The sequence below is a fragment of the Bacillus bruguierae genome, from assembly GCF_037104725.1.
Classification (GTDB): domain Bacteria; phylum Bacillota; class Bacilli; order Bacillales; family Bacillaceae_G; genus Bacillus_A; species Bacillus_A bruguierae.
The window spans coordinates 150,453-174,499 of sequence record NZ_JBAWSX010000007.1; the positions used below are offsets into that span (position 1 = coordinate 150,453).

25 protein-coding genes, 1 tRNA gene and 3 pseudogenes are annotated in these 24,047 nt (G+C 35.3%); 12 read left to right on the plus strand and 17 right to left on the minus strand.

All coding sequences use genetic code 11. The features are described from left to right. Positions 1-94 precede the first annotated feature (94 nt). The 4 genes from WAZ07_RS13750 to mtnK all read right to left on the minus strand — a co-directional run bounded on the left by WAZ07_RS13750 (position 95) and on the right by mtnK (position 3,477). Positions 95-325, minus strand: a complete 231-nt coding sequence (locus WAZ07_RS13750; RefSeq protein ID WP_139207770.1) for an excisionase family DNA-binding protein — start codon at positions 323-325, stop codon at positions 95-97. 137 nt (positions 326-462) lie between these two features. Next, positions 463-1,104, minus strand: a complete 642-nt coding sequence (locus WAZ07_RS13755; RefSeq protein WP_090919766.1) for an L-fuculose-phosphate aldolase — start codon at positions 1,102-1,104, stop codon at positions 463-465. Positions 1,105-1,188: 84 nt separating this feature from the next. Continuing rightward, positions 1,189-2,232, minus strand: coding sequence for an S-methyl-5-thioribose-1-phosphate isomerase (gene mtnA, locus WAZ07_RS13760; RefSeq protein WP_336472905.1), 1,044 nt, complete (start codon positions 2,230-2,232; stop codon positions 1,189-1,191). A 12-nt stretch (positions 2,233-2,244) separates the two neighbouring features. Next, positions 2,245-3,477, minus strand: a complete 1,233-nt coding sequence (mtnK, locus tag WAZ07_RS13765; RefSeq protein WP_336472906.1) for an S-methyl-5-thioribose kinase — start codon at positions 3,475-3,477, stop codon at positions 2,245-2,247. 461 nt (positions 3,478-3,938) lie between these two features. On the opposite strand from mtnK, the gene ahpC reads away from it, so the two are divergent. Further along, the gene (ahpC, locus tag WAZ07_RS13770; RefSeq protein WP_336472907.1) at positions 3,939-4,502 is read left to right on the plus strand and encodes an alkyl hydroperoxide reductase subunit C; all 564 of its coding nucleotides are present in this window, start codon (positions 3,939-3,941) and stop codon (positions 4,500-4,502) included. A gap of 14 nt (positions 4,503-4,516) precedes the next feature. Continuing rightward, positions 4,517-6,043 (plus strand): alkyl hydroperoxide reductase subunit F, encoded by a 1,527-nt coding sequence (ahpF, locus tag WAZ07_RS13775; RefSeq protein ID WP_336472908.1) that lies wholly within the window; start codon positions 4,517-4,519, stop codon positions 6,041-6,043. Positions 6,044-6,192: 149 nt separating this feature from the next. Here the strand turns inward: ahpF and WAZ07_RS13780 are convergent, their stop codons facing one another. The 4 genes from WAZ07_RS13780 to WAZ07_RS13795 form a co-directional block, all read right to left on the minus strand. Then, a complete protein-coding gene (locus tag WAZ07_RS13780) occupies positions 6,193-7,674 on the minus strand; it encodes a WD40/YVTN/BNR-like repeat-containing protein (protein WP_336472909.1) in 1,482 nt (493 codons plus the stop codon). 303 nt (positions 7,675-7,977) lie between these two features. Next, positions 7,978-9,492 (minus strand): acetyl-CoA hydrolase/transferase family protein, encoded by a 1,515-nt coding sequence (locus tag WAZ07_RS13785; RefSeq protein WP_336472910.1) that lies wholly within the window; start codon positions 9,490-9,492, stop codon positions 7,978-7,980. Positions 9,493-9,618: 126 nt separating this feature from the next. Next, on the minus strand, positions 9,619-10,263 hold the full coding sequence (locus WAZ07_RS13790) for a LytTR family DNA-binding domain-containing protein (protein ID WP_336472911.1): 645 nt from the start codon (positions 10,261-10,263) through the stop codon (positions 9,619-9,621). A 156-nt stretch (positions 10,264-10,419) separates the two neighbouring features. Further along, the gene (locus WAZ07_RS13795) at positions 10,420-11,382 is read right to left on the minus strand and encodes a helix-turn-helix transcriptional regulator (RefSeq protein WP_336472912.1); all 963 of its coding nucleotides are present in this window, start codon (positions 11,380-11,382) and stop codon (positions 10,420-10,422) included. Between the two features lie 109 nt (positions 11,383-11,491). On the opposite strand from WAZ07_RS13795, the gene WAZ07_RS13800 reads away from it, so the two are divergent. Next, complete coding sequence (locus WAZ07_RS13800) at positions 11,492-11,971, plus strand: GyrI-like domain-containing protein (protein WP_336472977.1); 480 nt, start codon at positions 11,492-11,494, stop codon at positions 11,969-11,971. Beyond that, the gene (locus WAZ07_RS13805; protein WP_336472978.1) at positions 11,958-12,458 is read left to right on the plus strand and encodes a phage tail protein; all 501 of its coding nucleotides are present in this window, start codon (positions 11,958-11,960) and stop codon (positions 12,456-12,458) included. The genes WAZ07_RS13800 and WAZ07_RS13805 overlap by 14 nt, the downstream gene beginning before the upstream one ends. Positions 12,459-12,630: 172 nt before the next feature. On the opposite strand, the gene yeiL is transcribed toward WAZ07_RS13805, so the two are convergent. Further along, positions 12,631-13,302 carry a transcriptional regulator YeiL gene (gene yeiL, locus WAZ07_RS13810; RefSeq protein ID WP_336472913.1) on the minus strand — a complete coding sequence of 224 codons (672 nt, stop codon included), beginning with the start codon at positions 13,300-13,302 and terminating at the stop codon, positions 12,631-12,633. An 81-nt stretch (positions 13,303-13,383) separates the two neighbouring features. Between yeiL and WAZ07_RS13815 the strand changes: the two genes are divergently transcribed. Continuing rightward, entirely contained in the window at positions 13,384-14,556 is a 1,173-nt protein-coding gene (locus WAZ07_RS13815) for an MFS transporter (protein ID WP_336472914.1), read from the plus strand. A 202-nt stretch (positions 14,557-14,758) separates the two neighbouring features. Here the strand turns inward: WAZ07_RS13815 and WAZ07_RS13820 are convergent, their stop codons facing one another. After that, positions 14,759-15,367, minus strand: coding sequence for a methyltransferase (locus WAZ07_RS13820; RefSeq protein ID WP_336472915.1), 609 nt, complete (start codon positions 15,365-15,367; stop codon positions 14,759-14,761). 221 nt (positions 15,368-15,588) lie between these two features. On the opposite strand from WAZ07_RS13820, the pseudogene WAZ07_RS13825 reads away from it, so the two are divergent. Then, a pseudogene (locus tag WAZ07_RS13825) lies at positions 15,589-15,999 on the plus strand (aquaporin); the annotation flags it as partial. Positions 16,000-16,266: 267 nt separating this feature from the next. On the opposite strand, the gene adhP reads toward WAZ07_RS13825, so the two are convergent. After that, positions 16,267-17,310, minus strand: a complete 1,044-nt coding sequence (adhP, locus tag WAZ07_RS13830) for an alcohol dehydrogenase AdhP (RefSeq protein WP_090919801.1) — start codon at positions 17,308-17,310, stop codon at positions 16,267-16,269. Positions 17,311-18,687: 1,377 nt separating this feature from the next. Between adhP and WAZ07_RS13835 the strand changes: the two genes are divergently transcribed. The 3 genes and pseudogenes from WAZ07_RS13835 to WAZ07_RS26405 form a co-directional block, all read left to right on the plus strand. Continuing rightward, positions 18,688-19,020, plus strand: a complete 333-nt coding sequence (locus WAZ07_RS13835) for a nitrous oxide-stimulated promoter family protein (RefSeq protein ID WP_413788889.1) — start codon at positions 18,688-18,690, stop codon at positions 19,018-19,020. A 116-nt stretch (positions 19,021-19,136) separates the two neighbouring features. Continuing rightward, positions 19,137-19,250 (plus strand): annotated as a pseudogene (locus WAZ07_RS13840) (IS6 family transposase); the annotation flags it as partial. After that, positions 19,247-19,345: pseudogene (locus tag WAZ07_RS26405) on the plus strand (IS6 family transposase); the annotation flags it as partial. The pseudogenes WAZ07_RS13840 and WAZ07_RS26405, both read left to right, overlap by 4 nt. Before the next feature lie 329 nt (positions 19,346-19,674). On the opposite strand, the gene WAZ07_RS13845 reads toward WAZ07_RS26405, so the two are convergent. Beyond that, positions 19,675-19,851 carry a hypothetical protein gene (locus WAZ07_RS13845; RefSeq protein ID WP_156107953.1) on the minus strand — a complete coding sequence of 59 codons (177 nt, stop codon included), beginning with the start codon at positions 19,849-19,851 and terminating at the stop codon, positions 19,675-19,677. Positions 19,852-20,639: 788 nt separating this feature from the next. On the opposite strand from WAZ07_RS13845, the gene WAZ07_RS13850 reads away from it, so the two are divergent. Next, positions 20,640-21,221 carry a DUF3967 domain-containing protein gene (locus tag WAZ07_RS13850; protein ID WP_336472917.1) on the plus strand — a complete coding sequence of 194 codons (582 nt, stop codon included), beginning with the start codon at positions 20,640-20,642 and terminating at the stop codon, positions 21,219-21,221. Between the two features lie 80 nt (positions 21,222-21,301). Next, positions 21,302-21,457, plus strand: coding sequence for a hypothetical protein (locus WAZ07_RS13855; protein WP_336472918.1), 156 nt, complete (start codon positions 21,302-21,304; stop codon positions 21,455-21,457). A gap of 28 nt (positions 21,458-21,485) precedes the next feature. Here WAZ07_RS13855 and WAZ07_RS13860 read toward each other — a convergent pair. The 5 genes from WAZ07_RS13860 to WAZ07_RS13880 form a co-directional block, all read right to left on the minus strand. Next, positions 21,486-21,556: transfer RNA gene (locus tag WAZ07_RS13860), tRNA-Cys, on the minus strand. Between the two features lie 79 nt (positions 21,557-21,635). Next, positions 21,636-21,803, minus strand: coding sequence for a hypothetical protein (locus WAZ07_RS13865; RefSeq protein WP_275857410.1), 168 nt, complete (start codon positions 21,801-21,803; stop codon positions 21,636-21,638). Positions 21,804-21,831: 28 nt separating this feature from the next. Next, positions 21,832-22,053, minus strand: coding sequence for a hypothetical protein (locus WAZ07_RS13870; RefSeq protein WP_336472919.1), 222 nt, complete (start codon positions 22,051-22,053; stop codon positions 21,832-21,834). 111 nt (positions 22,054-22,164) lie between these two features. Next, the gene (locus tag WAZ07_RS13875) at positions 22,165-22,407 is read right to left on the minus strand and encodes a hypothetical protein (protein WP_336472920.1); all 243 of its coding nucleotides are present in this window, start codon (positions 22,405-22,407) and stop codon (positions 22,165-22,167) included. Positions 22,408-22,421: 14 nt separating this feature from the next. Beyond that, positions 22,422-22,670 carry a glutaredoxin family protein gene (locus WAZ07_RS13880; protein ID WP_336472921.1) on the minus strand — a complete coding sequence of 83 codons (249 nt, stop codon included), beginning with the start codon at positions 22,668-22,670 and terminating at the stop codon, positions 22,422-22,424. A 166-nt stretch (positions 22,671-22,836) separates the two neighbouring features. On the opposite strand from WAZ07_RS13880, the gene WAZ07_RS13885 reads away from it, so the two are divergent. Beyond that, entirely contained in the window at positions 22,837-23,583 is a 747-nt protein-coding gene (locus WAZ07_RS13885; RefSeq protein WP_336472922.1) for a hypothetical protein, read from the plus strand. The last annotated feature ends 464 nt before the right edge of the window (positions 23,584-24,047 follow it).

Sequence of the window (24,047 nt, forward strand, 5' to 3'; positions counted from 1 at the left end):
TAGATTTAAAATATTTAAAAAGAATCTTTGCTTGAACGTGAGGGTTTTCCAAAATGCTGGCGAGATTCCATATATAAGGACTAGGAAATGCTTCCTAGTCCTCATCTTTCACATCTATATCTTCTGGAATTGGTTCATTTAATATTTCTTCTACTAGCTTTTTATATTTCTCCATTTGTTCTAAGTGTGTATTAAATTGCTCTTTATTCAATAAATACTGCTCCCCGTCATGAACAGCACGTATGCGTTTTTGTTGAATTAAGCTTTCGATATACGATTCTGGCATACTTAAAAATTCAGCTGCTTCTTTTACCGTTAAATACAATGTATTCAGTCCTTTCTTAATAATAAAAGGAGTAAATGAAATGACTCCTTTTATTAATCGATTCAACTTCCGTCCATATCAACTTTACCACATACATTGTATATTGAGGAGCTGGTCATATGAAAGTTCCTCTTTGTTCATTTTTGACCGTAAGTCTCAAATTTTTTCGCTAATACATTCAACTCTTCTTCCGGCAATAGTTTTGGTTCTCCAATGCATTTCGTTTGATAGTAAATTTGTGCACAAAACTCGATCTCTTCGGCAACTGTAAACGCCATTTTAATATTATGTCCACCTGCAATTAACCCATGATTCGCAAGTAAAACAGCGCGGCGATCTATCATTCCTTCATAAGCTGCTTCTGCCAATTCTCTCGTTCCAAACGTTGCATACGGAGCACAGCGTACATTCGGTCCCGCAAAGGCTACTAAATAAGAAACGGCAGGAAGTTCCCAACCTAATGATGCAATTGTTTTTGCATAAGGAGAATGTGTATGCACAAGAGCATTTAAATCGCCTCTTTTCTGATAATAAATGAGGTGCATATCCAGTTCACTAGATGGTTTTCTTGTTCCATCAATAATATCACCATCTAAATTTAGTACGATCACATCTTCAGGTGTTGTTTCAAAATAATCTAATCCGCTTGGACTCATTGCTACAAGGCCTTGTTCACGGTTAAAAATACTAATGTTACCGCCTGTCCCCTTTGTTAAACCACTTGTAATTAATTTCTTTCCATACTCTACAATTTCTTCTCTCTCTTTTTGTAGTAACATATACTATACATCCCCCTCAGCGAAACGCTTCTTACTGCTAATTCACTATAATGACCGCTTTTCCATCATTTTTATCTTTCCTAATTACTGAAATAACTTTTCCAAGTTTGCCGCAAACGGTGGGCGTACAATCCCCTTTTCTGTAATAATTGCTGTAATATTCTCCTGTGGTGTAACATCGAATGCTGGGTTATACACCTTGCTATTTTGCGGTGCTGAATATTGCCCAAAACGATTAATAACTTCAGACGCATCACGTTCTTCAATTGGAATCTCTTTTCCCGTTGGCGTTTTTAAATCAATTGTTGGCGTCGGTGCTGCTACATAAAATGGAATGTTATAGTACCTTGCTAAAATAGACACACCTAACGTTCCAATTTTATTAGCTACATCACCGTTTGCTGCCACGCGGTCACAGCCGACAATGACTGCATCAATTTTCCCTTGTGACATGACCATCGCTGCCATGTTATCTGTGATAACTGTTACATCAATACCCGCTCGCTGCAATTCTAATGCCGTTAACGTAGATCCTTGTAATCTCGGGCGCGTCTCATCCGAATAAATTTTTAAATTCCAGCCTTTTTCTTTTGCCAAATACATTGGTGCTGTTGCTGTTCCATATTTTGTTGTCGCCAAAGCACCTGCATTACAATGCGTCAACACACCCATGCCATCTTGAAATAACGTAAGTGCATGCTCACCAATTTGACGATTAATCTCCTCATCTTCTCTATGAATCATTTTTGCTTCTTCTAACAATCTCTGTTTTAAATCACTAATAGACAAATGAGCATTTTCCTTTGTAGTATTCTCCATTCTCTCAAGCGCCCAAAATAAATTCACAGCTGTCGGTCTTGAAGTCGCCAAATACGCACATACTTTTTGCACTTTATTTATAAACAATTCCATCAAATCTTCTTGCACGTCTTTTACCCCTAAATACACGCCATAAGCTGCTGAGACTCCAATTGCTGGTGCACCGCGCACCTTCATTACTTGAATCGCATCCCATACACTTTCTGCCGTCTTAAAAGACTCATAGACAACTTCATTTGGTAATAAAGTCTGATCTAATAAAACTAAAGCGTTCTCATTCCATTGAATCGGTATTAATTGTTCAGACATGAGCTTCTCTCCTTATTTCGTACTAAGTAACAGCGCTTCTGTTTTTAACGTTTGTAAAAAATCATTTCCTGTTTTATGCGCATTTGCTTGTAAAATAAACGACTTTGCCGCTTGCAAACAAATACGTTCTGCTCTAGCGCGAGCTTCTTCATCTGTAATAGATATAATATCTTTCACCTTTGCTAATCCGACAATACGGCGAATTAATTCAAGACCAGTAACAGACGCTGTATCTTTTAATACAGACTGTAAATACCAACGATTAAATCCTGATTCTTTCGCCATAATATCTGTAACATGAACATCCCATGTTTCTAAGAACTTCACGGAAAATAGATCAATTACATCTCTAATTGCATTCTCCAACCAGTTCATATACACATCTTTCTCTACTCCAGAAACCATTGTTGCATCTGCATTTATCCATGCAAATATTAAGTTTGCCACAACGTTCCCAATGTCATATCCCATCGGTCCATAAAACGCAAATTCTGGATCAATTACCTTTGTAGAATCTTTTCTTACAAACACAGATCCAGTATGTAAATCTCCATGTAACAATGCTTGTGCATTTGTCATAAACGAAAACTTTAACTTCGCTACTTCCATACGAAGTACATGATCGCCATATATATGCTCTCGAATCCAGCCTTCATTTAAAGAAAACAGCTCATTTCGTTTGTTATGATCTGTAAATGGCTCAGAATACACGAGGTCCTCTGTAATCTCACACAGCTCTGGATTGATATAATTTTTTACAAGCTCTTTCTTTTCTTTATGATTCATGACCACATCCGATGTTAATAGTAGTGTGTTCACCATAAAGGTTGTTAAATCATCTGCAAGTTGTGGAAAAATTTGATGATTTATAAGCGCAGTCCGAAGAATCGTATGATCTGACAAATCTTCCATCACACAGCAATTCATTACATCATCATACAAATACACATTCGGTACAAGTCTTGGTGCTAGCTTCCCCTCTAACTGCAACACATCTGACTCAATCCGAATACGATTTGTAGATAACTTAAACTCATCCGAAATACGCGCCGTATCTCCTGCTTGCTTTACAATAACAGAAGTGCCCTTCTCTTCATCCCAAACACGAAACACATAATTTAAATTACCATCTCCAATTTCCTTACACTGCAAACGCTGTGTATCCTCGAACATCGACAATTTTTCCATCACATACGGTATAACATCACTAGCTTCCATTAAAAAATACTTCGTGAACTTAGACATGGTTTCTCCCTCCGCTCTAATTGTAAGCGTTTTCTAAAAGCCGTAAAAATGATAGATTGATATTATTTCAACCTATGTATCACAATTTTTTAAAACAAGCATCTATACTATTCCATTTTACATATAAGTCGCTGCTATGTAGAATACAACAAAACCGCTACTTGCTTTCTCCTTTTGTTTGAAATTTCGCATGTGGCAGGAAAAGGCCCTGACCGCTTCTACGCACGGCCAGATGCTCTCGTCCCCCTAAAAAGAAAGAGGTTTTTACGCCGTTTTTTAACTTATATATAGTTTTTATTATAGCTTGTTAGGAATATGCGTCAAACATTTCCCTTGACAAAATAAACAGTTTTATATGATAATTAGTATCGAATTAGAATTATTATAGTTAATTAAAAAATTTACTTTATGAGCAAGATCATTTTTACTGCCCATAACTCACATTTAGGAGGAATTTTAATATGTTATTAATCGGAACAGAAGTAAAACCTTTTAAAGCTAATGCTTATCATAATGGAGAGTTTATCCAAGTTACTGACGAAAGTTTCAAAGGAAAATGGAGCGTAGTTTGCTTCTACCCAGCAGACTTCACATTTGTATGCCCAACTGAACTTGAAGATTTACAAAACCAATACGGAGCTTTAAAAGAATTAGGCGTTGAAGTATACTCTGTATCTACAGACACTCACTTTACACATAAAGCATGGCATGATAGCTCAGAAACTATCGGCAAAATCGAATACATTATGATTGGTGACCCTACTCGCACAATCACTAGCAACTTCGACGTATTAGTTGCAGAAGAAGGTCTTGCTGCTCGTGCTACATTCATCATCGACCCAGATGGCGTTATCCAATCTGTTGAAATTAATGCAGACGGTATCGGCCGCGATGCAAGCATCCTTGTTAACAAAATTAAAGCAGCACAATATGTTCGCAACAATCCAGGTGAAGTTTGCCCAGCTAAATGGCAAGAAGGTGCTGCAACACTTAAACCAAGCCTTGACCTTGTAGGAAAAATTTAAGGAGCGTAATCAAAATGATACTAGATGCAGATATAAAAGCACAATTAGCCCAGTATCTTCAACTGATGGAAAACGATGTACTACTTAAAGTTAGCGCAGGATCCGATGACGTATCGAAAGACATGCTAGCTCTAGTAGATGAATTAGCTACAATGTCATCCAAAATTAAGGTAGAGAAAACACAATTGGAGAGAACACCAAGCTTCAGTGTGAATCGTATCGGCGAAGACACTGGAGTAACGTTTGCTGGTATCCCTCTAGGACATGAGTTTACCTCATTAGTGTTAGCTTTACTACAAGTTAGTGGCAGAGCTCCAAAGGTTGAACAAAAAGTAATTGATCAAGTAAAAAATATTCAAGGCGAATATCATTTTGAATCTTACATCAGCCTAAGCTGTCATAACTGCCCAGATGTTGTGCAGGCACTGAACTTGATGAGTGTTCTTAATCCTGGTATTACACATACTATGATTGACGGCGCTGCATTCAAAGAAGAAGTAGAAAGCAAAGACATCATGGCAGTACCATCTGTTTACTTAAATGGGGAATTCTTAAGCAGTGGTCGTATGACACTTGAAGAAATTCTTGCTAAGATGGGGAATGGTTCTGATGCATCAGAGCTTTCTGATAAAGATCCATACGATGTTCTTGTTGTTGGCGGCGGCCCAGCTGGTGCAAGTGCAGCAATTTACGCAGCACGTAAAGGCATTCGCACAGGTATCGTTGCTGAGCGCTTCGGTGGTCAAGTAATGGATACTATGGGTATCGAGAACTTCATCAGCGTAAAACACACTGAAGGGCCTAAGCTCGTAGCAAGTCTTGAAGAACACGTAAAAGAGTACAACATTGATGTAATGAATTTACAACGTGCTAAACGTTTAGAAAAGAAAGAACTTATTGAAGTCGAACTTGAAAACGGCGCTGTTCTAAAAAGTAAGAGCGTAATCATTTCAACAGGTGCTCGTTGGCGCAATGTTGGCGTACCAGGTGAAGCTGAGTTCAAAAATAAAGGTGTAGCATACTGCCCTCACTGTGACGGTCCATTGTTTACTGGCAAACACGTAGCAGTTATCGGCGGCGGTAACTCTGGTATTGAGGCAGCAATTGATTTAGCAGGTATCGTAAAACACGTAACTGTTCTTGAATTCATGCCAGAACTAAAAGCTGATGCTGTATTACAAGAGCGTCTTTACAGTCTACCTAACGTAACTGTTCTAAAGAATGTTCAAACAAAAGAAATTACTGGTACTGACAAAGTAGACGGTATTTCTTACATCGATCGTGAAACAGAAGAAGTTCATCACATTGAATTGCAAGGTGTATTCGTTCAAATCGGTCTTGTACCAAACACAGATTGGTTAGGCGAAACAGTTGAACGTGTTCGTGGTGAAATCGTAACAGACAAACACGGCGCTACAAACGTCGATGGCGTATTTGCTGCAGGTGACTGTACAAATAGTCCATATAAGCAAATCATTATTTCTATGGGATCAGGTGCGAACGCAGCCTTAGGTGCATTCGATTACCTAATCCGTAATTAATAACCGAACATAAGTAGTACGTACCGTTCATAAACAACAAAAAAGAAAGTCGCTGTGCTACCTAATTGGTAGTGTAGTGGCTTTCTTTTTTAGAAAGGAATAACCCCATTACGAATAATAACTCGTAATGGGGTTATTGCAAATTCTCGTTATTTCTTTTTAACTTCCTCTACAAATTCCCATGTCTCTCCTTTATCCTTTGATTGATAAAGTGCACTACTATCGCCATTGTAGTCTCCATCTGCTCCTTGTCCAACTAACATATTGAAAACTCCATCTTTCTCATATGGCATACCTGGAGAATCAAAAGGACTTATTATAGACTGTGTATGATCTAATTTCACTTCGTGAGGCGGATAATCTACCTTTTTGAAAGATAAGCCCCCATCATCTGTACGATATAACTCTCCCTCATTACCAGAAGGTCTAACTGCTCCTAAAAATCCAAGTTTATCATTTATAAAAGTTATTCCTGATACACTACCAATCCCTCTATTAAATGGATCTGGATTGATATCCTCCCATGTTTTCCCTTCATCACTAGTCTTGCTTAGCGAATAAAAAGCACTCCCTAATGCTTTTTCTGTCATATTTAGTTTATAACCAACTTCTTTTGATAGGAAAAACTGTTCCTTTTCATTCGTTAAATCTTGTTTCTTCTCTTTAAACTTATCTTTATTTGGAGGAGTCTTTGATTTACTCCAACTTGCGTCACATATTAAGTTATATCTAGCAGGTACTAGCTCTTTCTCTTTTCCAGGAACAAATATAGATACAGTATATCCAATGATTTCAGAAGCTGCTTCTTTAAGATTATGCTCCTTACCATCCTCAGTAATATTAATAATTCCATCTGTATTGTATCCCCAATTCCTTTTCCCATAATAAATCAATCCATACTTACTTTCATTCCACTTACTAACCGTTTGCTTAACTGGAATAGCCTTAACCGTTTTAATTAGAGGTTCTACTAATTTATCATCATCATAATCAGGATTTGCATATCCATCTCGTATTATAGTAATATCTTCTGATTTCTTATTATTATAAGATATTAAATAAGTTTCCACTTTCCCGTCAGCATTTTTCCCATAAACAAATGTATCAAACGCTGTGATTGTTCCATCTGAATGAAATGTAAGATCAAAATCAGTTGCCATATATAATTTCTTTGGCAAAGGATATTTCTTATTTATATCTTCAAAAATACCTTCTACTCCAGATTCATATATATTATTATGTTTAAGTTCAACTGACCTTTCATGTTTTAATCTTTCTATAAACCATGCAAGTTTGCCATCAAGATTTATTGCACTTTTATAAATCTTTACTCCATAAAATGATGTAATTACAACAATGATAATAATAGAAATGTATTTCCATGCAGTTGAATTAGTTAATTTTTTAGATTCATATTCTCTATCTTTTATCACTCTCATTGTAGTAAATGTAATTATAGATATAAAAAACACTATACATAATAATAAAATATAAATATTATAATTCATTCTTCCATACTTACAGTATAAAGCTAACTCATAACAAAAAATCCCGTATCCAATTATTAATACTGGATTTGTTAATAACGACATAAGTATCCTTTTTACATTTTGCCTAAATATAAAAATCACTCCCAATTAAATGTATTAACGACATTAATTATACCTTATTTTACCAAACGTTTGTATAACCCTTGACTCAACATATGGTTTAAGGAATCGACATTAATATAGTAGTGAAAAGTAATTGAACTGCCCCCACCTACCATTTCGCTTGAGATGGAGGTCTTCTCGCCACATATGATAAAAAAGGACAAGCTCATTTAAGTAAGCTTGTCCTTTTTTATAAATAGAGGAGATATTGTTTATTCAAACCTTAACTTCAATTCTTTAATATTAAATGCAATCCCCTGTTTGTGGTTTATTATTACTTGCTTATACAGTTTCTAGTACCTTTTCAAGCATTGTGCCATTTTTAGCATAATTCGTATGCCAAGAAAAAGCTTTTTCTAACACATGAGGAGTTTGTCCACCCCTTGTTTGTGCTTCTTCGTAATAAGCTCGTAACTGGTCACGATACATTGGATGTGCGCAATTTTCAATAATCAGTTCCACTCTTTCCCTTGGCGCCAGTCCTCTTAAATCAGCATATCCCTGTTCAGTGACGATAACATCGACATCGTGTTCCGTATGGTCTACATGAGAGACGAAAGGTACGATACTTGAAATGTTACCACCTTTCGCAATGGATTTCGTAACAAAGATAGCTAAGCGTGCATTTCTTGCAAAATCACCAGAACCACCAATACCGTTCATCATTTTTGTACCTAACACGTGAGTAGAGTTGACATTTCCGTATATATCTAACTCTAAAGCAGTATTAATCGAGATTAATCCGAGGCGGCGAATGATTTCAGGATGATTGGAAATCTCTTGCGGACGCATCATTAATTTGTCGCGATACTTTTCAAAGTCGGAAAATACTTGTTGCATTTTCTCTTCAGAAAGCGTGATGGAGCAGCAGGAAGCAAAATGTACTTTCCCAGCATCCATAAGATCAAACACCGCATCCTGTAATACTTCGGAATACACTTCTAAATCTTCAAACTCCGAATCTAACATTCCATGCAGCACTGCATTGGCCACTGAACCAATTCCCGATTGTAATGGCGCTAAACTATTTGTTAATCGCCCTACTTTTACTTCATTTCGAAGGAACTCTATTAAATGCTGTGCCATGATGACAGTTTCTTCATCTGGAGGAACAATCGTCGATGGCGAATCAAGTTGGTTCGTAAACACAATACCCTTCACTTTTTCAACATCAACCGGAATACCGATCGTTCCAATTCGATCATCCGATTTCACGAGCGGAATCGGAGATCTTTCCCCTTGTTTCCCAGGTTCATATAAATCATGCAACCCCTCTAGTTGTGTCGATTGAGCCATATTCATTTCAATAATAATGGACTTAGCATTTAAGGCAAACGCTAAGGAATTTCCAATTGAAGTGGTTGGAATAATCATTCCGTCCTCAGTTATTGAAACCGCTTCCAAAATAGCAACATCTATATCCATAACGCCAGCACGGAGCAGCTCTGCTGTATGAGATAAGTGCTGATCCACAAATAAAAAGTCTCCATTATTAATTCCTTTTCGCATAGTCGCATCGGCTTGGAAAGGCAATCTTTTACCTAAAATTCCTGCTTCAGCAAATAATTTATCCACATCCGAACCTAAGGAAGCTCCAGTATAGACATTTACTTTAAAAGATTTATCATCTTTAACGCGGTTCACCAGCGCAAATGGAACTGCCTTCACATCACCTGCACGTGTAAATCCACTTAAACCTAACGTCATTCCACTTTGAATCCAGGAAGCTGCTTCTTCAGGTGTAACTACTCGGTCCTTTAGACGATGGTCCCTGATTCTCTCCAAATTATTCTCCATAAGTAATCCCTCTCTTAATGAATATTCATAATTATTTTACACTTTAACACTATGAAAATAGGGATTTTGGTATACGATACGAAAAATCCAGATAAAAGAGAGAATCTAGGTTCTAAAACAGAAAATCTAGAATCCTAGAAGCTTCCGAAAATAACTGGCATATGATTGACTAACTGGGACCCTCTCACCATTATCCATCGAAAGTAAAAAGGTAGAATGGGTATCCGGATAAATCGCTTTAATATGATTAACATTTACAATAAATGAACGGTGGCATCTAATAAATGAATCCCTTGGAAGTAAATATTCGAATTCTTGCAGCGAGTATTTATGTGTTCCTGATAACTCTTCTGAATTCACATACGTCTTTTTATCTTTAGCCTCTAAATAAATGACCTTCGAAAAAGGAATCGGAACCCAGCCGTCCGTTGTTTTTACGGTAACAACCGACTTTCCATCCGTTAAAGCTGGATAAATTGCCGTCACGCAGCCTTCAAGATTTCCATTATTAAAAAATGGTACGGCCATTCCATGATAAGGAATACCAAAAACATCCCGGTCAATAAACTCAGAAACCTTTTGCTTCGTCACCATTGCTTTATGGGCAATCGTCCCTTCCTTTATAGGATCCCCGACGCTAATTTTTAAGTCAATTCGTTTACTTGGCCGATAGTAGATATATTCTTTCGTATTCGAAACGGCAATTGAAATTTCATCTGAAAATAATTCACCAACAACATCTAGTAGTAATCCTAAGGTTATATCTTCCATACTATTAACACCTCATTCACTATTATACTACTATTATTAATACCAAACTGTACTGATCCTGATAAAAAAGTAATAAATTTCCTAATCAAAAAGAGGTTCAATTGTAGTGAAGCAAACAGTACCAAAAAGAAGGAGTGCACGATGAACATGCACTCCTTATGTGCAGAATAAGCATAATCTCTCTTGTAAACCCTCTAAGACTTCTTCTGGCACTTCCCTGACCTTGATATCCCCACCTAGGAAAAGTAGCCAATTTGTTATTTCAGTCAATTCTTTATGATTATTAACATTGATAAACGTCTTTAGAATGGCCGTGGCTTGGTAAGGATTCGTATAGGAAATCGAAACTTTTAAAGGATGGTATTTTTTGAACTGGGCAATCGCCTTTGGACCAAGTTCAAGGACAAGGTTAATTACTTCTTCCTGCTTACTTAGTTTTTCTAAAATCTTTTTCTTACTCAATCTTTTTTTCGTAGGGTATGCTTTGACATTGGTGAGATTGTCGACAGGGAAAATCTGTATCTTTTCATCCTTTAAGTCAAAACCTTCAATCAACCAAAGGCCTTTTTCACGATAAAGGTGCAAGAGATAAATTGGATAAGACTTTATTACCTTCTCTTCTTTGATGGTAATCAATAAATAGCTATCCAAAAGAAGGATTTGGATGAGTTTTTCTAACATAGGATGGGGTAGGTCCGACAGATCAAGTAGGTCAGGATTATTGGGGTTGGTCCCTTCAAATAGCAAGATTTGATTTAAAAGAACAAGGTCATCTTGCTGGTTTTCTGAGATGAGGCCTAGTAATTTTTCAGCTAAAGACTGACGACTCTTTAGATAAGGGAGTTGTTGATTTCTTGTGGCCATAAAGGCAATAAAAAGAGCTTTAATCTCATTATCAGTAAAGCGAACAGTGGGCAGGACAGAGTTATTCATGACAAAATAACCCCCATCCCTTCCAACTTCAGCAACAAGTGGCATCCCCATAGCTTCAATTTCTCTGATATCCCTAATAGCTGTCGAACGAGAGATGTTAAATTCTCGCATGATTTCAGAAACTGTAAAATGGGCGCGGTTGTTGATATACCGCATGATAATATTAATCCTTTCAACTTTTTTCATCGAGACCTCCTAAACAGTATCATTTTTTGACATGATTTAAGGCTATTATAAACTCATCAAGTGAAAAGACAAATCATTTGATTAATAAAAAAAGAGGTAGGTTTTGAATATGGAAAATTATACATTAGAGGAAAAAGACAGCTTTACCGTTTTAGGTATTGGAACTGAGCTTAAGAGCGATTACACAGACTATGCGGGCATAAACAAGGAAAAGGCAGACTTTTGGTGGGCCGTCAAACAAGATGGAAGACTTGACACTTTAAAATCCATAGCCACAAATGACTACATTTTTGCCGTGAACGAAGCGGTGAATAACAAAATGATGTATTATGCTGGCGTCATGACAGAGGCCTCAGTACCAGAAGAGTCCAGGGTTATCCAATTTCCTAAGGGGGAATACCTAGTTGTTAAAGGAGAAGGAAAGACGGCTGATGAATTGAGTAATAAGCTTACTGGCATTGCCTTTGGTCAAGTCTTGCCAGAAGCAAAGAATTTTGCCTATGTTGGTGGCCCAAATGCAACAGTTGAGATGGGGCTGCGAAACGGCTTAGTATTTGGTGAAATATGGATTCCTGTTGTTAGGAAATAAGGAGATAAAAGGAGGAATGGAATTGTCCTATATCGTTGATTTTAAAAATGTGTCTACGGTTGGTTTAGAGTCTTCACCTGTAGCAGAAGCGCTTGCTGGTTTACGTGCTCATGAAGCCCGTTACTTTATGAACAAATACAAGTATGAATTTACGGTTGTACCAGCTAGCGAAAGCAAGGAGACCCTTGATTATGTGAACCGAATTTTGAAAGAAGAACGTGATATTGAGTTTGCGGCCAAACCTTTAGAAACGTCGCGTTTTCAAGTGGAAAATATCAAATTTACCTACGTCATTTATGAGGATGGTCTTGTGCTCAACGTCATGTATACGGTTGATAACCCTAAGAAGCGAGCTGTTGGTTTTAAGCTTTCTGAGGGAATGGAGATACCAAAGGAGTTAGAAGAGAAGTTTAAGTTTGCTAGGCAGAAGTCTAAACTAGCTGGAACAATTCGGGGTTCGTTTTTTGTAATTAAAGGAGAATATTAAAGTAAGCAAAAAAATTAAATTCACCGCAAGAGCAAAAACAATCATTTATGCAACAAATGTTCATCTAAGCATTCAAATAACAAAACAGCACCTTTCCATCAAATTAGAGGGTGCTGTTACTTTTTTCTTCCAATTACATTTTTTACTGCACAACATACTTTTATCTAAATGGTTACTTATTCTTCAACATCTCTGCAAGTTCATATAAAGAATGGTACTGTTTAATTTGATAGTATCGCCCTTCCTTTTGCAAATACCCTTTATCGCAAAATTGTGTTAGTACGTGCAATAAGTGACGATAGGATACACCTAGATAATCACAAACCGTTACGTGTTTCTCCTTATAAACCCCTTCATAAGCTGTTTGCAAAATAAAATCTGCAAGCCGGTTTTCAAGCGGAAAGGCAAGACTTTGTGAATACTTTGCAGCCATAAGTGTTGCCTTTATACTTAAAAACTTAGTTAATTCACGTAGAAATTTTGCATCTTCCATCAATTGTGTGCGACAACGATGAATAGGAAGAGCAAAACAAATGGTCTTCATTGATGCTTGAATTCCTTTTGTATAGTACACCTCATTAAATAATTCCATTTCTCCAATGTACTCATTTGTGTTAATAAAATTAATTAAGGAAACTTTTCCATTTTGATGTGTTACATATATCTTTGCTTTCCCTTCAATAACATAAAATAGAAAATCTGTTCTCATACCTTCTTGAATAATCCATTCATCCCGTTGATACTCGTGCACTTCCATAAACTCTTCAACTGGAAAAGAAAATAAATGCGCAATAGAACTCTTCTTCAACTGCAATTGCTTTTTCTCACCTTTGTAGATTTCCATAATCCACCTCAAAAATATGAGATATCTCATATTATTTTTACGTATTTACATGATAACATGCAAACTATGGGGGGATACAGCATGAACACACATCGCTGGATGAGTATACAGTTTTTTAGTTTTTTTATGACATGGGGAATTTTTCTACCCTATTGGACAGGATGGATGATTCATACAAAAGGAATTACGGTTCCTCAAGCTAGTTTGATTATGAGCTTAGGTTTAGTTGCAAGAGGCCTTTCCACATTATTTGCATTTCCTTATTTATCAGGGAAATTTAGTAGTAAAACCTTATTAAATGGGGCGGGAATCGGTACGCTTATTGCTATTCTGTGTTATATTCCGGCAAGTTCCTTTACCGGCTTACTTATAGTCACATTAGTATTCCATTTTTTTTATCCAACATTGATGCCTGCTTTAGATAGCGCTGCTGGCGTACTCGTACAAAGTAACCAATTAAAAGATTACGGGAGAAGCCGTCAATGGGGATCCATCGGGTTCGTCCTAGCCGGCATGATTTTATCTGTCTTTACGGGGATGCTTGGAGATGAAGTGATTTTATGGGCCCTGTTATTTGGCACAGTAATATTCGTGTGTCTTGGTTTTATGCGTGCACCTGTCATTCTATCTAAAAAGCCTCAATCAGACCAAACACAAAAAGAAGGCATGTTAAAATTATTTCATATCAAGCACTTTAGTTTGGTACTCATTATAGTAATTTTACTGCAAGCGGCACACGCTTCTTATTACAATTATGGTTATCTCTTTTTACAAGAAATCCATGCACCCAAATATTTAATAGGTATAATTATTAACATTGCCGTAATAGCAGAAATCATTTTTTTCTCAATCGCAGACCGAAAGTTTCATAACTTTTCAGTAGGCTCCTTGCTTGCACTGGCGGCACTTGGTTCTTCCGTACGTTGGATACTAGTATTTACCTTTCCTAATGTAATTGTTTTCTGTATCGCGCAAACCTTGCATGCATGCTCATTTGCTATGGGGCATTATGCCTTTATGAAATACCTAGTCAAAAACATTTCACATACACAGATTCCGCAAGCACAAGGCATATATTCAGCGCTGGCTCTTAGCTGGAGCACTGCCGTATTTACAATTTTCGGTGCCTATTTATACGAAATTGAGCCACGATATGCCTTTATTGGAATGATTGTTTGTACTATTCCATCAATGCTACTTGCACTTTTATATAGAAAACTGGAACTTAGAAAGGAAATTTTAATTTCTATTTAGTTCTTTTACCTAAAAAGCTGAGTAAATCTTCACTCAAAAATTAAGGCATATCTACAACCCTCGCCGAAAAATAGAGTTATAAGAAAATGAAGCAGGCTTATCCGTTCTGGATAAGCCTAGTCATTTTTTAATAAAACTTTGCTGTGTATGGAAAAACTCATTTACTTATGGTCCGATTCAGCGTAATTAATCCCAAAACCAACTACTCCCCCAACCGATACACCAAAAACCTCTCATTCAAATTACGCTCATATAAACCCGGCAATATCACTTCCTCTTTCAATTCAAACGAGGTTTGATGATCTAAAAAATAAATATAATCTTCTGATGGATAATACAAAATCAGATCTATTTCCCGTTCTGTCTGTTCTACCGAAAACAATATATTATTTATAACATTCATAAACACTTGCACCGAAAACGGATTAAAGAAGTAAAATTTATTATCACGCGGATCAATCTCGTACTCTTGTGCTAAGCAACATTGAAAGTGGATTTTATCTTTACCTTTTTTCTCTCTCTTTATATAACGACCTCGATTTTCCATCGCTTCTTTATAAAACGTCTCGTTCATTTCTATCCCTACAACCGACGCACGATAGAAATGATGAATATAAAAATTTAATCGTCCTTTCCCGCATCCAAAATCAACAACTCGGTCACTGCTTTTTAAGTCATATTGCGTAAATAATGTTTCGAGTGCGCAATATGGTGTTGGTTCATAACGATGATAATGTAAGGATTTGTTGAATCCTTTTTGCTCTCCTACTGTTTTTATATGTAACACTGCATCATAATATTGTTCGTTCATGTATTCAGCCTACTCTCTATGAAAGAAATCTTGATATAATCGAGACTCTGTTTGATTTTCTACGGAATTTTTCTACTGGCATGCAATCCAATTTTATCATATATGGGGCGTTCATATTTTTAAGCCGATGGGTATATGACGATACCTCTTGAAGGATCACAAGAAAGTCCATTAAGAGAAAATTCTAATCGAGCTCCCTTGTATTGAATTATCCGAATAGTGGTTTATCAGGAACTGTAACACTAATAACGATTTTACAATCTACTAGCCTGCCTTTAGATAATTTAAGACAAAATAGTTTTGGAAATTTAGATTTATGTGGAGCATTTTTAGTAAAATTCATTTTAACATTCGTGTTCATTCTAGTTATTGTTGCTGTAACGGGTAAAAAAGGAAATCTTTCTTTAATTGGACTTGTACTTTGTTTCACATTAGTATTAGTTCACTTATTAGGTATTCCGCTAACTGGAACATCTGTTAACCCTGCACGCAGCATTGCACCAGCTATATTCATTGGTAGCGAAGTAATCTCTCAACTATGGATATTCACCGTTGCTCCAATTCTTGGTGGTATTGTAAGGGAATTTATTTTAAATACCAAAAAAATAGAATATTCAGTATTTATAAGATAAAAAGGAGGATGTTCCAAAAGCCCCTTTAAATGACTAAAACCCACGGAGAAAATAAATTTTCTCCGTGGGTTTTGTTATTTTTCAGGTTTGCTTCCTCAAAACGAGCGATTCTTTTCCGCTTGTTTGATAAAGTTGTGGGCTATAGCGACTAGCCCGAACTCGATTCTTAATGAGTAGATTCGGTTCAATACTGGACTCAGGCCCAAGAAGCTACCTTTTTAATATTTACTAAGAGAATCGTACCAACGATGGTTAAAACAAAATAAATTATTTACACTCGCAATTACACTTGTGCTGTTTAAAATCAATTACCATACGACCTTGGATCTTACCTTGTTCCATTTCTTCGAATACATCTTGCACTTCATCTAGTGGGCAAGTTTGAACAACCGGCACTACTTTGCCTTCTGCACCGAACATAAATGCCTCCTCTAGATCCTTACGAGTACCAACTAGAGAACCAACTACTTCAATTCCGTCTAGTACAAGTCGTGGAATGTTTAAATCCATAGTTTCTACTGGTAAACCTACCGCAACTACTTTACCACAAGCGCGTACTGAATCAACTGCTGAGTTGAAGGCTACTTTAGAAACTGCTGTTACTACAGCAGCATAAGCTCCACCAAACACCTCTTGAATAATCTTGTCAGCAGGACCTTGAGTAATTGGATTAATAGTCATATCAGCACCAACCTCTTTAGCTAATGCTAATTTATCGTCATTGATATCTACTGCAATTACCTTTGCACCAAATACATTCTTAGCATATTGGATAGCTAGATTACCTAATCCACCACAACCGTAGATTACGATAGGTTGACTAGGTTTAATGTCTGATACTTTAATAGCTTTGTATGTAGTTACGCCTGCGCATGTAATTGATGATGCTTGAATAGGATCTAATCCTTCTGGTACTTTTACCGCATAATCAGCAGTAACGATACATTGTTCAGCCATACCACCATCTACTGTATAACCAGCATTCTTAACTTCACGACAGAATGTTTCTCTACCAGTTACGCAATACTCACAACGTCCACATGATTGGAACATCCATGCGATACTTACACGATCACCAATCTTAAGTGAAGTAACATCATCAGCAATTTTAGTAACAATACCTACACCCTCGTGACCAAGGATGCGGCCATCTGTGTTACCAAAATCATGATTCGCAACGTGTAAATCAGTGTGGCAAACTCCACAATACTCTACATCTACTAATGCTTCGCCTGAGCGTAACGGACGTAATTCTTTTTCAATAACTTCAATGTTTGCTTTGCTGTTTTTATTAACCACTACTGCTTTCATATGCGATTTCCCCTTTATTGTTTTAAAATTTTAATAAGTTAATCTTTACCAGTTGATCATAACATGTAATTTGAAACATAAATTGTGAAATATCGAACAATTTTTGAAATGTTATACAAAGGCAACATCTTCTACGCTAACTAGTTCAGAATCTTATAAAAAACCACACTCAAAATATTAATTTACTCAACTTTCGTACCAACAAAATAAGTGCGAAAATTCAGACATTTATATAAAGTGAAACTTTAATCAGTGGGGGTTTTCTTCATCCCCCACTGATTATTAGTTGAACCAATCGGGCTTTTACGGGCAGTTTATCTCCCACCTAACTTCTTTGCTTTCGTCGAATTTTGAGGTGGGAGTATTACTGCCCGTTAATGCGGGATAAAGAGGATCCGCCACCTCAGCATCAAGCTAACGAAATTAAACGCCCTACCTCATGGATAATTATAGAAGGGTAAAACTTTTGTTTTTTGGATATAATTTTATCTTACTACCATAATCCCCTTATCAGCAGTCCAAGTATGTAGAAACCTAAAAAAGTCCCTTCATATTATAAAGGGACTTGGCTCACACAAATGATCTGCACATCAGTTCATCTTTGATATACAGATCATTTGTATGATAATTTTTATAAATAATTGCTGAATATGAACTTACATTACTGCTTTTAAAAGTTCTGCTACTAATGGAAGTACTCCACCGATAAATTTTAAAACTGCCATTGCGATTGCCATATAACTTCCTCCTCTTTCTTGTTGTTAAGATGTGATTCATCTTTATACTCTTATTATAGTAAGCGCTTACATTTTTATCAATACATTTTAATATGCAATATTACATATTAAAATGCGTTTTAAATTCTCTTCCTTATTGGGGTATCGCCGCATCCCCATCAAGCTAATATTTTAAGGTACCCCCTAAACGAAATTTTTATCTCTTGACAGTTATTCATGTAAATTCAGCTCGTTTTTTTCGTTTTGGAGAACAACCGATACCTTAACTTGATGGCCCAACAAAACGCGGATTCCATACGTTAAGGCTGAATTACTTGATATAACAGTAAGCGTCAAACTGTCCCTACCAATAGAATCAGTTCCATGTCAAAATAGATCAATCAATAGCGTGGAAGAATCGAGTGGACGCTTGTCGTTCCAGTGGTTTAAGCATCCGAAGCTCGTAAGAAAAAGAAAGATGTTTATTTAAGTCTTAATGCGTTCGCTTTTACTGTTGGTTATGATTGGTAGGGACATTCTCCATTAATAATTTGTAGGAAAGAGATAAACGTTAGAAAAACTGTCAATGAAAATTCATGTAAACCCTCTAAAAAAGTCTTACAATCAAAGCAGGGAGACTTTGGAACGGGAGGCACTAGCCATGAATCGAATTGAACGTGAAGAGAAAACAATTAGCATTATGATTGATATGTATTGTAAAAACGAACATGAACAAGATACTATATGTGAAGAATGCCAGAAGTTAAAAGAGTATGCTTATTTTCGTCTATCAAAATGTCCATTTCAAGAGAAGAAGCCAGCATGTCAAAATTGCAAAATTCATTGTTATAAACCAGATATGAAAGATTTCGTTAAGGATGTTATGAAGAAGAGCGGACCGAAAATGATTTTAAAACATCCATATTTCGCGGTCATGCATGTTGTTGACACAATGAAGAAGGCTTCTGACTTATCAAAAAGAAAAAAGAGCTAAAAGAAAAACGGGTTGTCTAACAAGCCCGTTTTTTCTTTTATTAACGTAAACGGTTCTGTTGCAAAGTTTTCTACATGAAGCTACACTCTAGAAAACAGAATCTAGGAGAATCAGGCATGAGATATTTTAAAGGAAAACAATTAAAGAAAGAAATTATTTTAGTAGCTGTCGGCTACTACTGCTGTTTTTCTTTAAGTTATCGCGATGTCTCTGAAATTCTGAAAGAGAGACCATTCATGCCCTATATAAACAAAGGCGAAGTCTTCAAAGAGACTCCGCCTTTTCAACGTACAATGAACTTCAACAATTACTAGCTACTTCCTAAACATTGTTCCTCATTTACCAACCTGTTTATGCTTTTTTCAAACTTTGCAACAGAACCTTCGAGAATCTATTATGTTAACGATACAAAAAGGACTGTAAAATTTAGACAGTCCTTTTGAATTCTTATTTAAATAAAGCATGCGTTAGTTCAATAAGATATTTGTTGTCTATGTGTTAAAATGTTAAAAATGCTTACCAACTTCCAAAAGAATAAGGATCGAAAAATTGCAATATTAACCTTATTTTTAGATAGTGCTTAAATTATTTCGGATGATTTCTCGTCCGCACCTGTCTAATCGTCAACTTCGAGTAAGAGGCTCTGATAATCGTTTATAAAGTCATGCACCAGCATAACGGATCACTTCCACCACAATGAGGGCAACAACCTCCTGTATAAGTAATTCTAATTTGATCTGAATGAAGTACATAATAATCAGTAATTGGTTCGACGCCAGGGATCTCTATCCCGCCTGGAATCGCTGGCAATATAACCTCCCGCACTGTCATGTCCGACCACTTACCGTTCCAGGAACAAATACTGCACTTTAATATCTCTTCCGAAAAATTCGGAGCATTTTTGATGACAATGATACATTCTCTACTATAGGTGTTACAATTAGGACAATCGTGTACTTTCACGAATCTCCACCTCTCATCAAATTTAAAACTTTTCACGTACCTTCTTTTTATTATTCTTTTTTACAGTCAATTAGTCCTTTTTGGGTGTTTTTGCCCATCCCCCTTTTCGGGGGATAGGCAAAAACACCCTATGACGGTAAAGAAGTATATCTTGTTGACTTCGAATCAAGCGACAATGTAACAGTAGGTGGATTTCTTGTTTATGTAGATATAGAGACTAAATTAAAGACTTATTAACTTCCGAATTCGAGAATTATGTAAATGAGCTGTCCATATGGACGGCTTATTATTTTTTTCTAGCGTGGGGTTTTTCTGAAATGCTGACAGTATCCCAACTATAAATAGTGATACATAAGCAAGCTGAGAAGCTTCCAAAAGGACCTGTAAGCTTGGGTTTTGAGAAAAGGGTGTTAACTATTAAAAAACAAAAAAACTCTAGGAAGCTCTCTATGGGTCTGAGAGAGGCTGATAAATTAATAACAATATTTTTGCTAGGGGACGTTTTAAAGAGTTATGAGAAGGATCCTATGATCGAGGACAAGAAATCCTGGGCAAGGAAGAGTAGATTTAGATCAAGTCTATTTAAAATGCTAAGATAGAGGAGTTATAACCGTTATAACGAATTTGAAATACTAAAAAAGGAGGTTATAACTATTATGACTCCTGTAATTTATGAAAATGTATCCCAAGTTGCTAAAAGATTAAAAGTATCACCATCTACGGTTAAAAAATATTATTTATTAATTGAGAGTTATAACTGTTATGCTTTTAAAAGGGATGAAAGGGAACGGGTTATTTTTGATGATTATGATGTTGGGTTATTACAAAGGTTAGTAGAATTAAAAAGTATGCCACAAGTTACATTGGAAGATGCTTGTAAATTACTTTTAGAAGAGGAAGGATTAACAGTTAAGATTACAGATATGACCGTTATAACTCCTGGATCGGATGATTTGAAAGAATTATTACAAGGACTAAAAAGGACAGTGGAGTTACAACAAAAACAATTACAGAATCAAAATGAACAAATAGCTCAACTAACAAATTTATTGGAATCGCAACAAAAATTATTAACTCATTCTAATAATATAGAGAAACAACAGGTTACTGATCGTGATAAAGCTGTTATGACTGTTATGCGAGAACTTCAAGAAGTAAAACAGATGGTTGCGGCAAGTAATGAAAAGAAATGGTATCAATTTTGGAAGCATTCCCTTGCTATATATATGTTAAGGTAAAAGAAAATTACTTTTAATTGATTTCTAAATTATATGAGTTAGGTATTAAATTTTTTTATATTTTAAAGGGGTGTTTTACTTTGTTTGAAAAAGATATAGATTTAAAATTGTTTTTGGAAAACTTGGATCCTAGTATTAAAAAGGAATTAGAAAAAGAGAGAAATGAAGTTGAAAAAATATCTCCTGGATTTTTTGAATTTATTGAGGGGGATAATAAAAAAACAGAGGATGATTAATATTAACTTGTTTTGATGTTATATAAAAAGGCGATAGCCGGATTTGAACCGGCAATCAAGGTTTTGCAGACCTTTGCCTTACCATTTGGCTATATCGCCATGTTTTACGTTCTTGTTTTTTAAACAAGAACGTAAAAATATGTTGTGTTGAACATTAGAAAAGAGATGTAATCTTTGACTATCCAATAATAGGACTACATCCACAAGAAGCGATTTCCGTATAGTAGTCAGGCATTGCGCATCCATAACATGATGCATTATTGATACAACAGTCGCGATGTTTTTTACAAATTTGATAATGAGAGCAAGTAGTTGCTTGTTCTGTTAATTTCTTTTCATGATGCATGTATAACACCTCCTTTCATTTGCTAGTTTTAAGCAATCATAATTTTTTGACCATCTAGTATTGTTGCTATGATAATTTGTTTTGTTTTTTCTTTTAGAAAAATGATTTCAATTGATTCATTATGATAACTGAGGATTAGCATTGTCATCTTTTCTTTTGAATTAGTAATGTATTCTTGTGCAAGCTTTATTTTATATTTTGCTAAGTTTATGTTTATAAAGTTTGAAATTTTATCAGTTAGTTGTTGCATGTTATTTGTTGCATAGAGGTTTTAAATTAAGTTTATAATTTCTTCTTTTTTTAATATTCGATTTTGTATCATTAAGAACACCTTTCTGTTCTTTATATTTTTTAAAGAGAATTATTTCATTTGTTTATCAAAAGAAAATTTATCTTTTTCATATGAGCAACATTCACAAATTTTTACATTGTATGTTTTCTCTATGAATTTTTTCATTTCTCTATGTCTTTTTGAGTATTGAATAGCTATATCTTGATAGAATCCTTTATCACATTCTTCGCAAGTTTCAATGCATTTGCTTATGTTTAATAAATCTATTTTTAATTCGTTATATCTAATTATATTGCTTTCTATATTATTCATATTTCACATCCCATTTAAATCTGTAATATTTTACGTATTTTTTTTATATTTAAACCTTTAATCGTTTCTTCTGTATCATTGTTTTTGATTACAATGTAAGGAATAGCTTTTTGAGGATCGTATTGTTCAAGTTCTTTTGCATATTTTTCATCTTTTATGTTTTTAGAAGTGAACTCAATATCATGTTTTTGGAAGAATGTTTTTAATCCATAACAGTACATACAAGAAGGACTTATATAAGCTATAATTTCTTTTTTTATCATTTTTTTATCTCCTTTTTACTTTTATATATTTAAAAGAGAATTCTAGGATGTAAAAATCAAAGTTTAAAAAATCTATATTATCTTTTGATTTTGGATTGTTAATTTTCTCTTTAATAAATGAACGGGCAATAGAGTTCAAATTTAATAGAGAAAAGGAGCATGTTTTATGCAAGGTATTTTAGATGGAAAGTTTATATCTCCATTAGAAACAACTTTTTTGATGGAGAAAGTGAAAGAAAAAAAGGAGTTTGGTTTAATCGTTGATATGTTGAGTAAGCATCAACAAAATTTTTCAGCAAATCAATTAGGAGTAGTAGTATCTTACGAATTTGATCAACTTAACTATGCTACTGAATTAGCTCATATTAAAGTTGTTACTTTAGAAACAAAAGACCGTACTGTTTCAGTTTCTTATATTCAAGTTACAACAGCTGATAAGGTATCAGAAGTATTTAATGGGAAAGTAGTTACAGATACTGATGAGTATAAAGGTTTTATTGCGCAAGATGGACAAGTTCAACTTTCTTTCTCTAGACCTTATGAAGGTGAATTAGATTATCAAATTTCTTTAGATGTTCCAAATAATCCAGGATATGAAGCTGGTAAAATTACAGTTGAAAAAGCATTTGATTGGATTGATGGTAAGTTTTGTTTAGATAATGAAGATGCTGGAAAGCTTTATCGTCATTGTGGACCAGGTTGCGGAGATGGCATGGGTTTAGGTGGAGGAACGCCTATTAATTCAATTGATAGTTGCTGTCGTGCTCATGATCGTTGTTGGAGTAATTTTGGTAACGGTGATAAATGTTGTGATAAAACTCTTGCAAGTTGTATTGACCCGTACCAAAATCAAGATTATTGGAGTTGGTTACAAATTAATTCTTATTTCCAGCCTAGAGGTTGGTTGTGCTAATAATTAAACATAATAAAAAACCGCTGATTAATCAGCGGTTTTTTTATTATGTTTTAATGAATGTATTTATTACTTAGGGTAGCGTCCCGAAAATGCGGATTTACAACGGTAAGTTGTTTATATCATTAAAAACGAATAATTTAACAACGATAAGGATTTTGAAACAAGTCATATGAGACACTCTTAAGCCTTACTTCAAGCAAAATCAATTGAGTATCAATAGAGTAAACCTTATTGATACAAGGGTTTCTACCTTAACGTTGTAAATCCGCAAAATCCTGATGCTATCCCTACTTAAAAAGGAATTTTTTTGTATTAGTTTTTTGTTAGTTGTAATATTATTTTATGAAAGGTGGGATTTGTATTAAAAAGCTATCAAGTTTGGTTCCTTTTATTTTGTTATTAGTGGCTATAGTTTTATTGGGGTTATATTTATTTACAGGAAATAGAATAATTGATGATAA

What these genes read in the sequence shown, in the direction of transcription:
- WAZ07_RS13880 (WP_336472921.1), bottom strand. Translation starts at nt 22,670, where the DNA reads ATGATAAAAAAAGAAATTATAGCTTATATAAGTCCTTCTTGTATGTAC.
- WAZ07_RS13800 (WP_336472977.1), top strand. Translation starts at nt 11,492, where the DNA reads ATGGAAAATTATACATTAGAGGAAAAAGACAGCTTTACCGTTTTAGGT.
- WAZ07_RS13755 (WP_090919766.1), bottom strand. Translation starts at nt 1,104, where the DNA reads ATGTTACTACAAAAAGAGAGAGAAGAAATTGTAGAGTATGGAAAGAAA.
- WAZ07_RS13785 (WP_336472910.1), bottom strand. Translation starts at nt 9,492, where the DNA reads ATGGAGAATAATTTGGAGAGAATCAGGGACCATCGTCTAAAGGACCGA.
- adhP (WP_090919801.1), bottom strand. Translation starts at nt 17,310, where the DNA reads ATGAAAGCAGTAGTGGTTAATAAAAACAGCAAAGCAAACATTGAAGTT.
- ahpF (WP_336472908.1), top strand. Translation starts at nt 4,517, where the DNA reads ATGATACTAGATGCAGATATAAAAGCACAATTAGCCCAGTATCTTCAA.
- ahpC (WP_336472907.1), top strand. Translation starts at nt 3,939, where the DNA reads ATGTTATTAATCGGAACAGAAGTAAAACCTTTTAAAGCTAATGCTTAT.
- mtnK (WP_336472906.1), bottom strand. Translation starts at nt 3,477, where the DNA reads ATGTCTAAGTTCACGAAGTATTTTTTAATGGAAGCTAGTGATGTTATA.
- WAZ07_RS13885 (WP_336472922.1), top strand. Translation starts at nt 22,837, where the DNA reads ATGCAAGGTATTTTAGATGGAAAGTTTATATCTCCATTAGAAACAACT.
- WAZ07_RS13815 (WP_336472914.1), top strand. Translation starts at nt 13,384, where the DNA reads ATGAACACACATCGCTGGATGAGTATACAGTTTTTTAGTTTTTTTATG.
- WAZ07_RS13850 (WP_336472917.1), top strand. Translation starts at nt 20,640, where the DNA reads ATGACTCCTGTAATTTATGAAAATGTATCCCAAGTTGCTAAAAGATTA.
- yeiL (WP_336472913.1), bottom strand. Translation starts at nt 13,302, where the DNA reads ATGGAAATCTACAAAGGTGAGAAAAAGCAATTGCAGTTGAAGAAGAGT.
- WAZ07_RS13865 (WP_275857410.1), bottom strand. Translation starts at nt 21,803, where the DNA reads ATGCATCATGAAAAGAAATTAACAGAACAAGCAACTACTTGCTCTCAT.
- WAZ07_RS13835 (WP_413788889.1), top strand. Translation starts at nt 18,688, where the DNA reads ATGAATCGAATTGAACGTGAAGAGAAAACAATTAGCATTATGATTGAT.
- WAZ07_RS13875 (WP_336472920.1), bottom strand. Translation starts at nt 22,407, where the DNA reads ATGAATAATATAGAAAGCAATATAATTAGATATAACGAATTAAAAATA.
- WAZ07_RS13870 (WP_336472919.1), bottom strand. Translation starts at nt 22,053, where the DNA reads ATGCAACAACTAACTGATAAAATTTCAAACTTTATAAACATAAACTTA.
- mtnA (WP_336472905.1), bottom strand. Translation starts at nt 2,232, where the DNA reads ATGTCTGAACAATTAATACCGATTCAATGGAATGAGAACGCTTTAGTT.
- WAZ07_RS13820 (WP_336472915.1), bottom strand. Translation starts at nt 15,367, where the DNA reads ATGAACGAACAATATTATGATGCAGTGTTACATATAAAAACAGTAGGA.
- WAZ07_RS13845 (WP_156107953.1), bottom strand. Translation starts at nt 19,851, where the DNA reads ATGACAGTGCGGGAGGTTATATTGCCAGCGATTCCAGGCGGGATAGAG.
- WAZ07_RS13795 (WP_336472912.1), bottom strand. Translation starts at nt 11,382, where the DNA reads ATGAAAAAAGTTGAAAGGATTAATATTATCATGCGGTATATCAACAAC.
- WAZ07_RS13790 (WP_336472911.1), bottom strand. Translation starts at nt 10,263, where the DNA reads ATGGAAGATATAACCTTAGGATTACTACTAGATGTTGTTGGTGAATTA.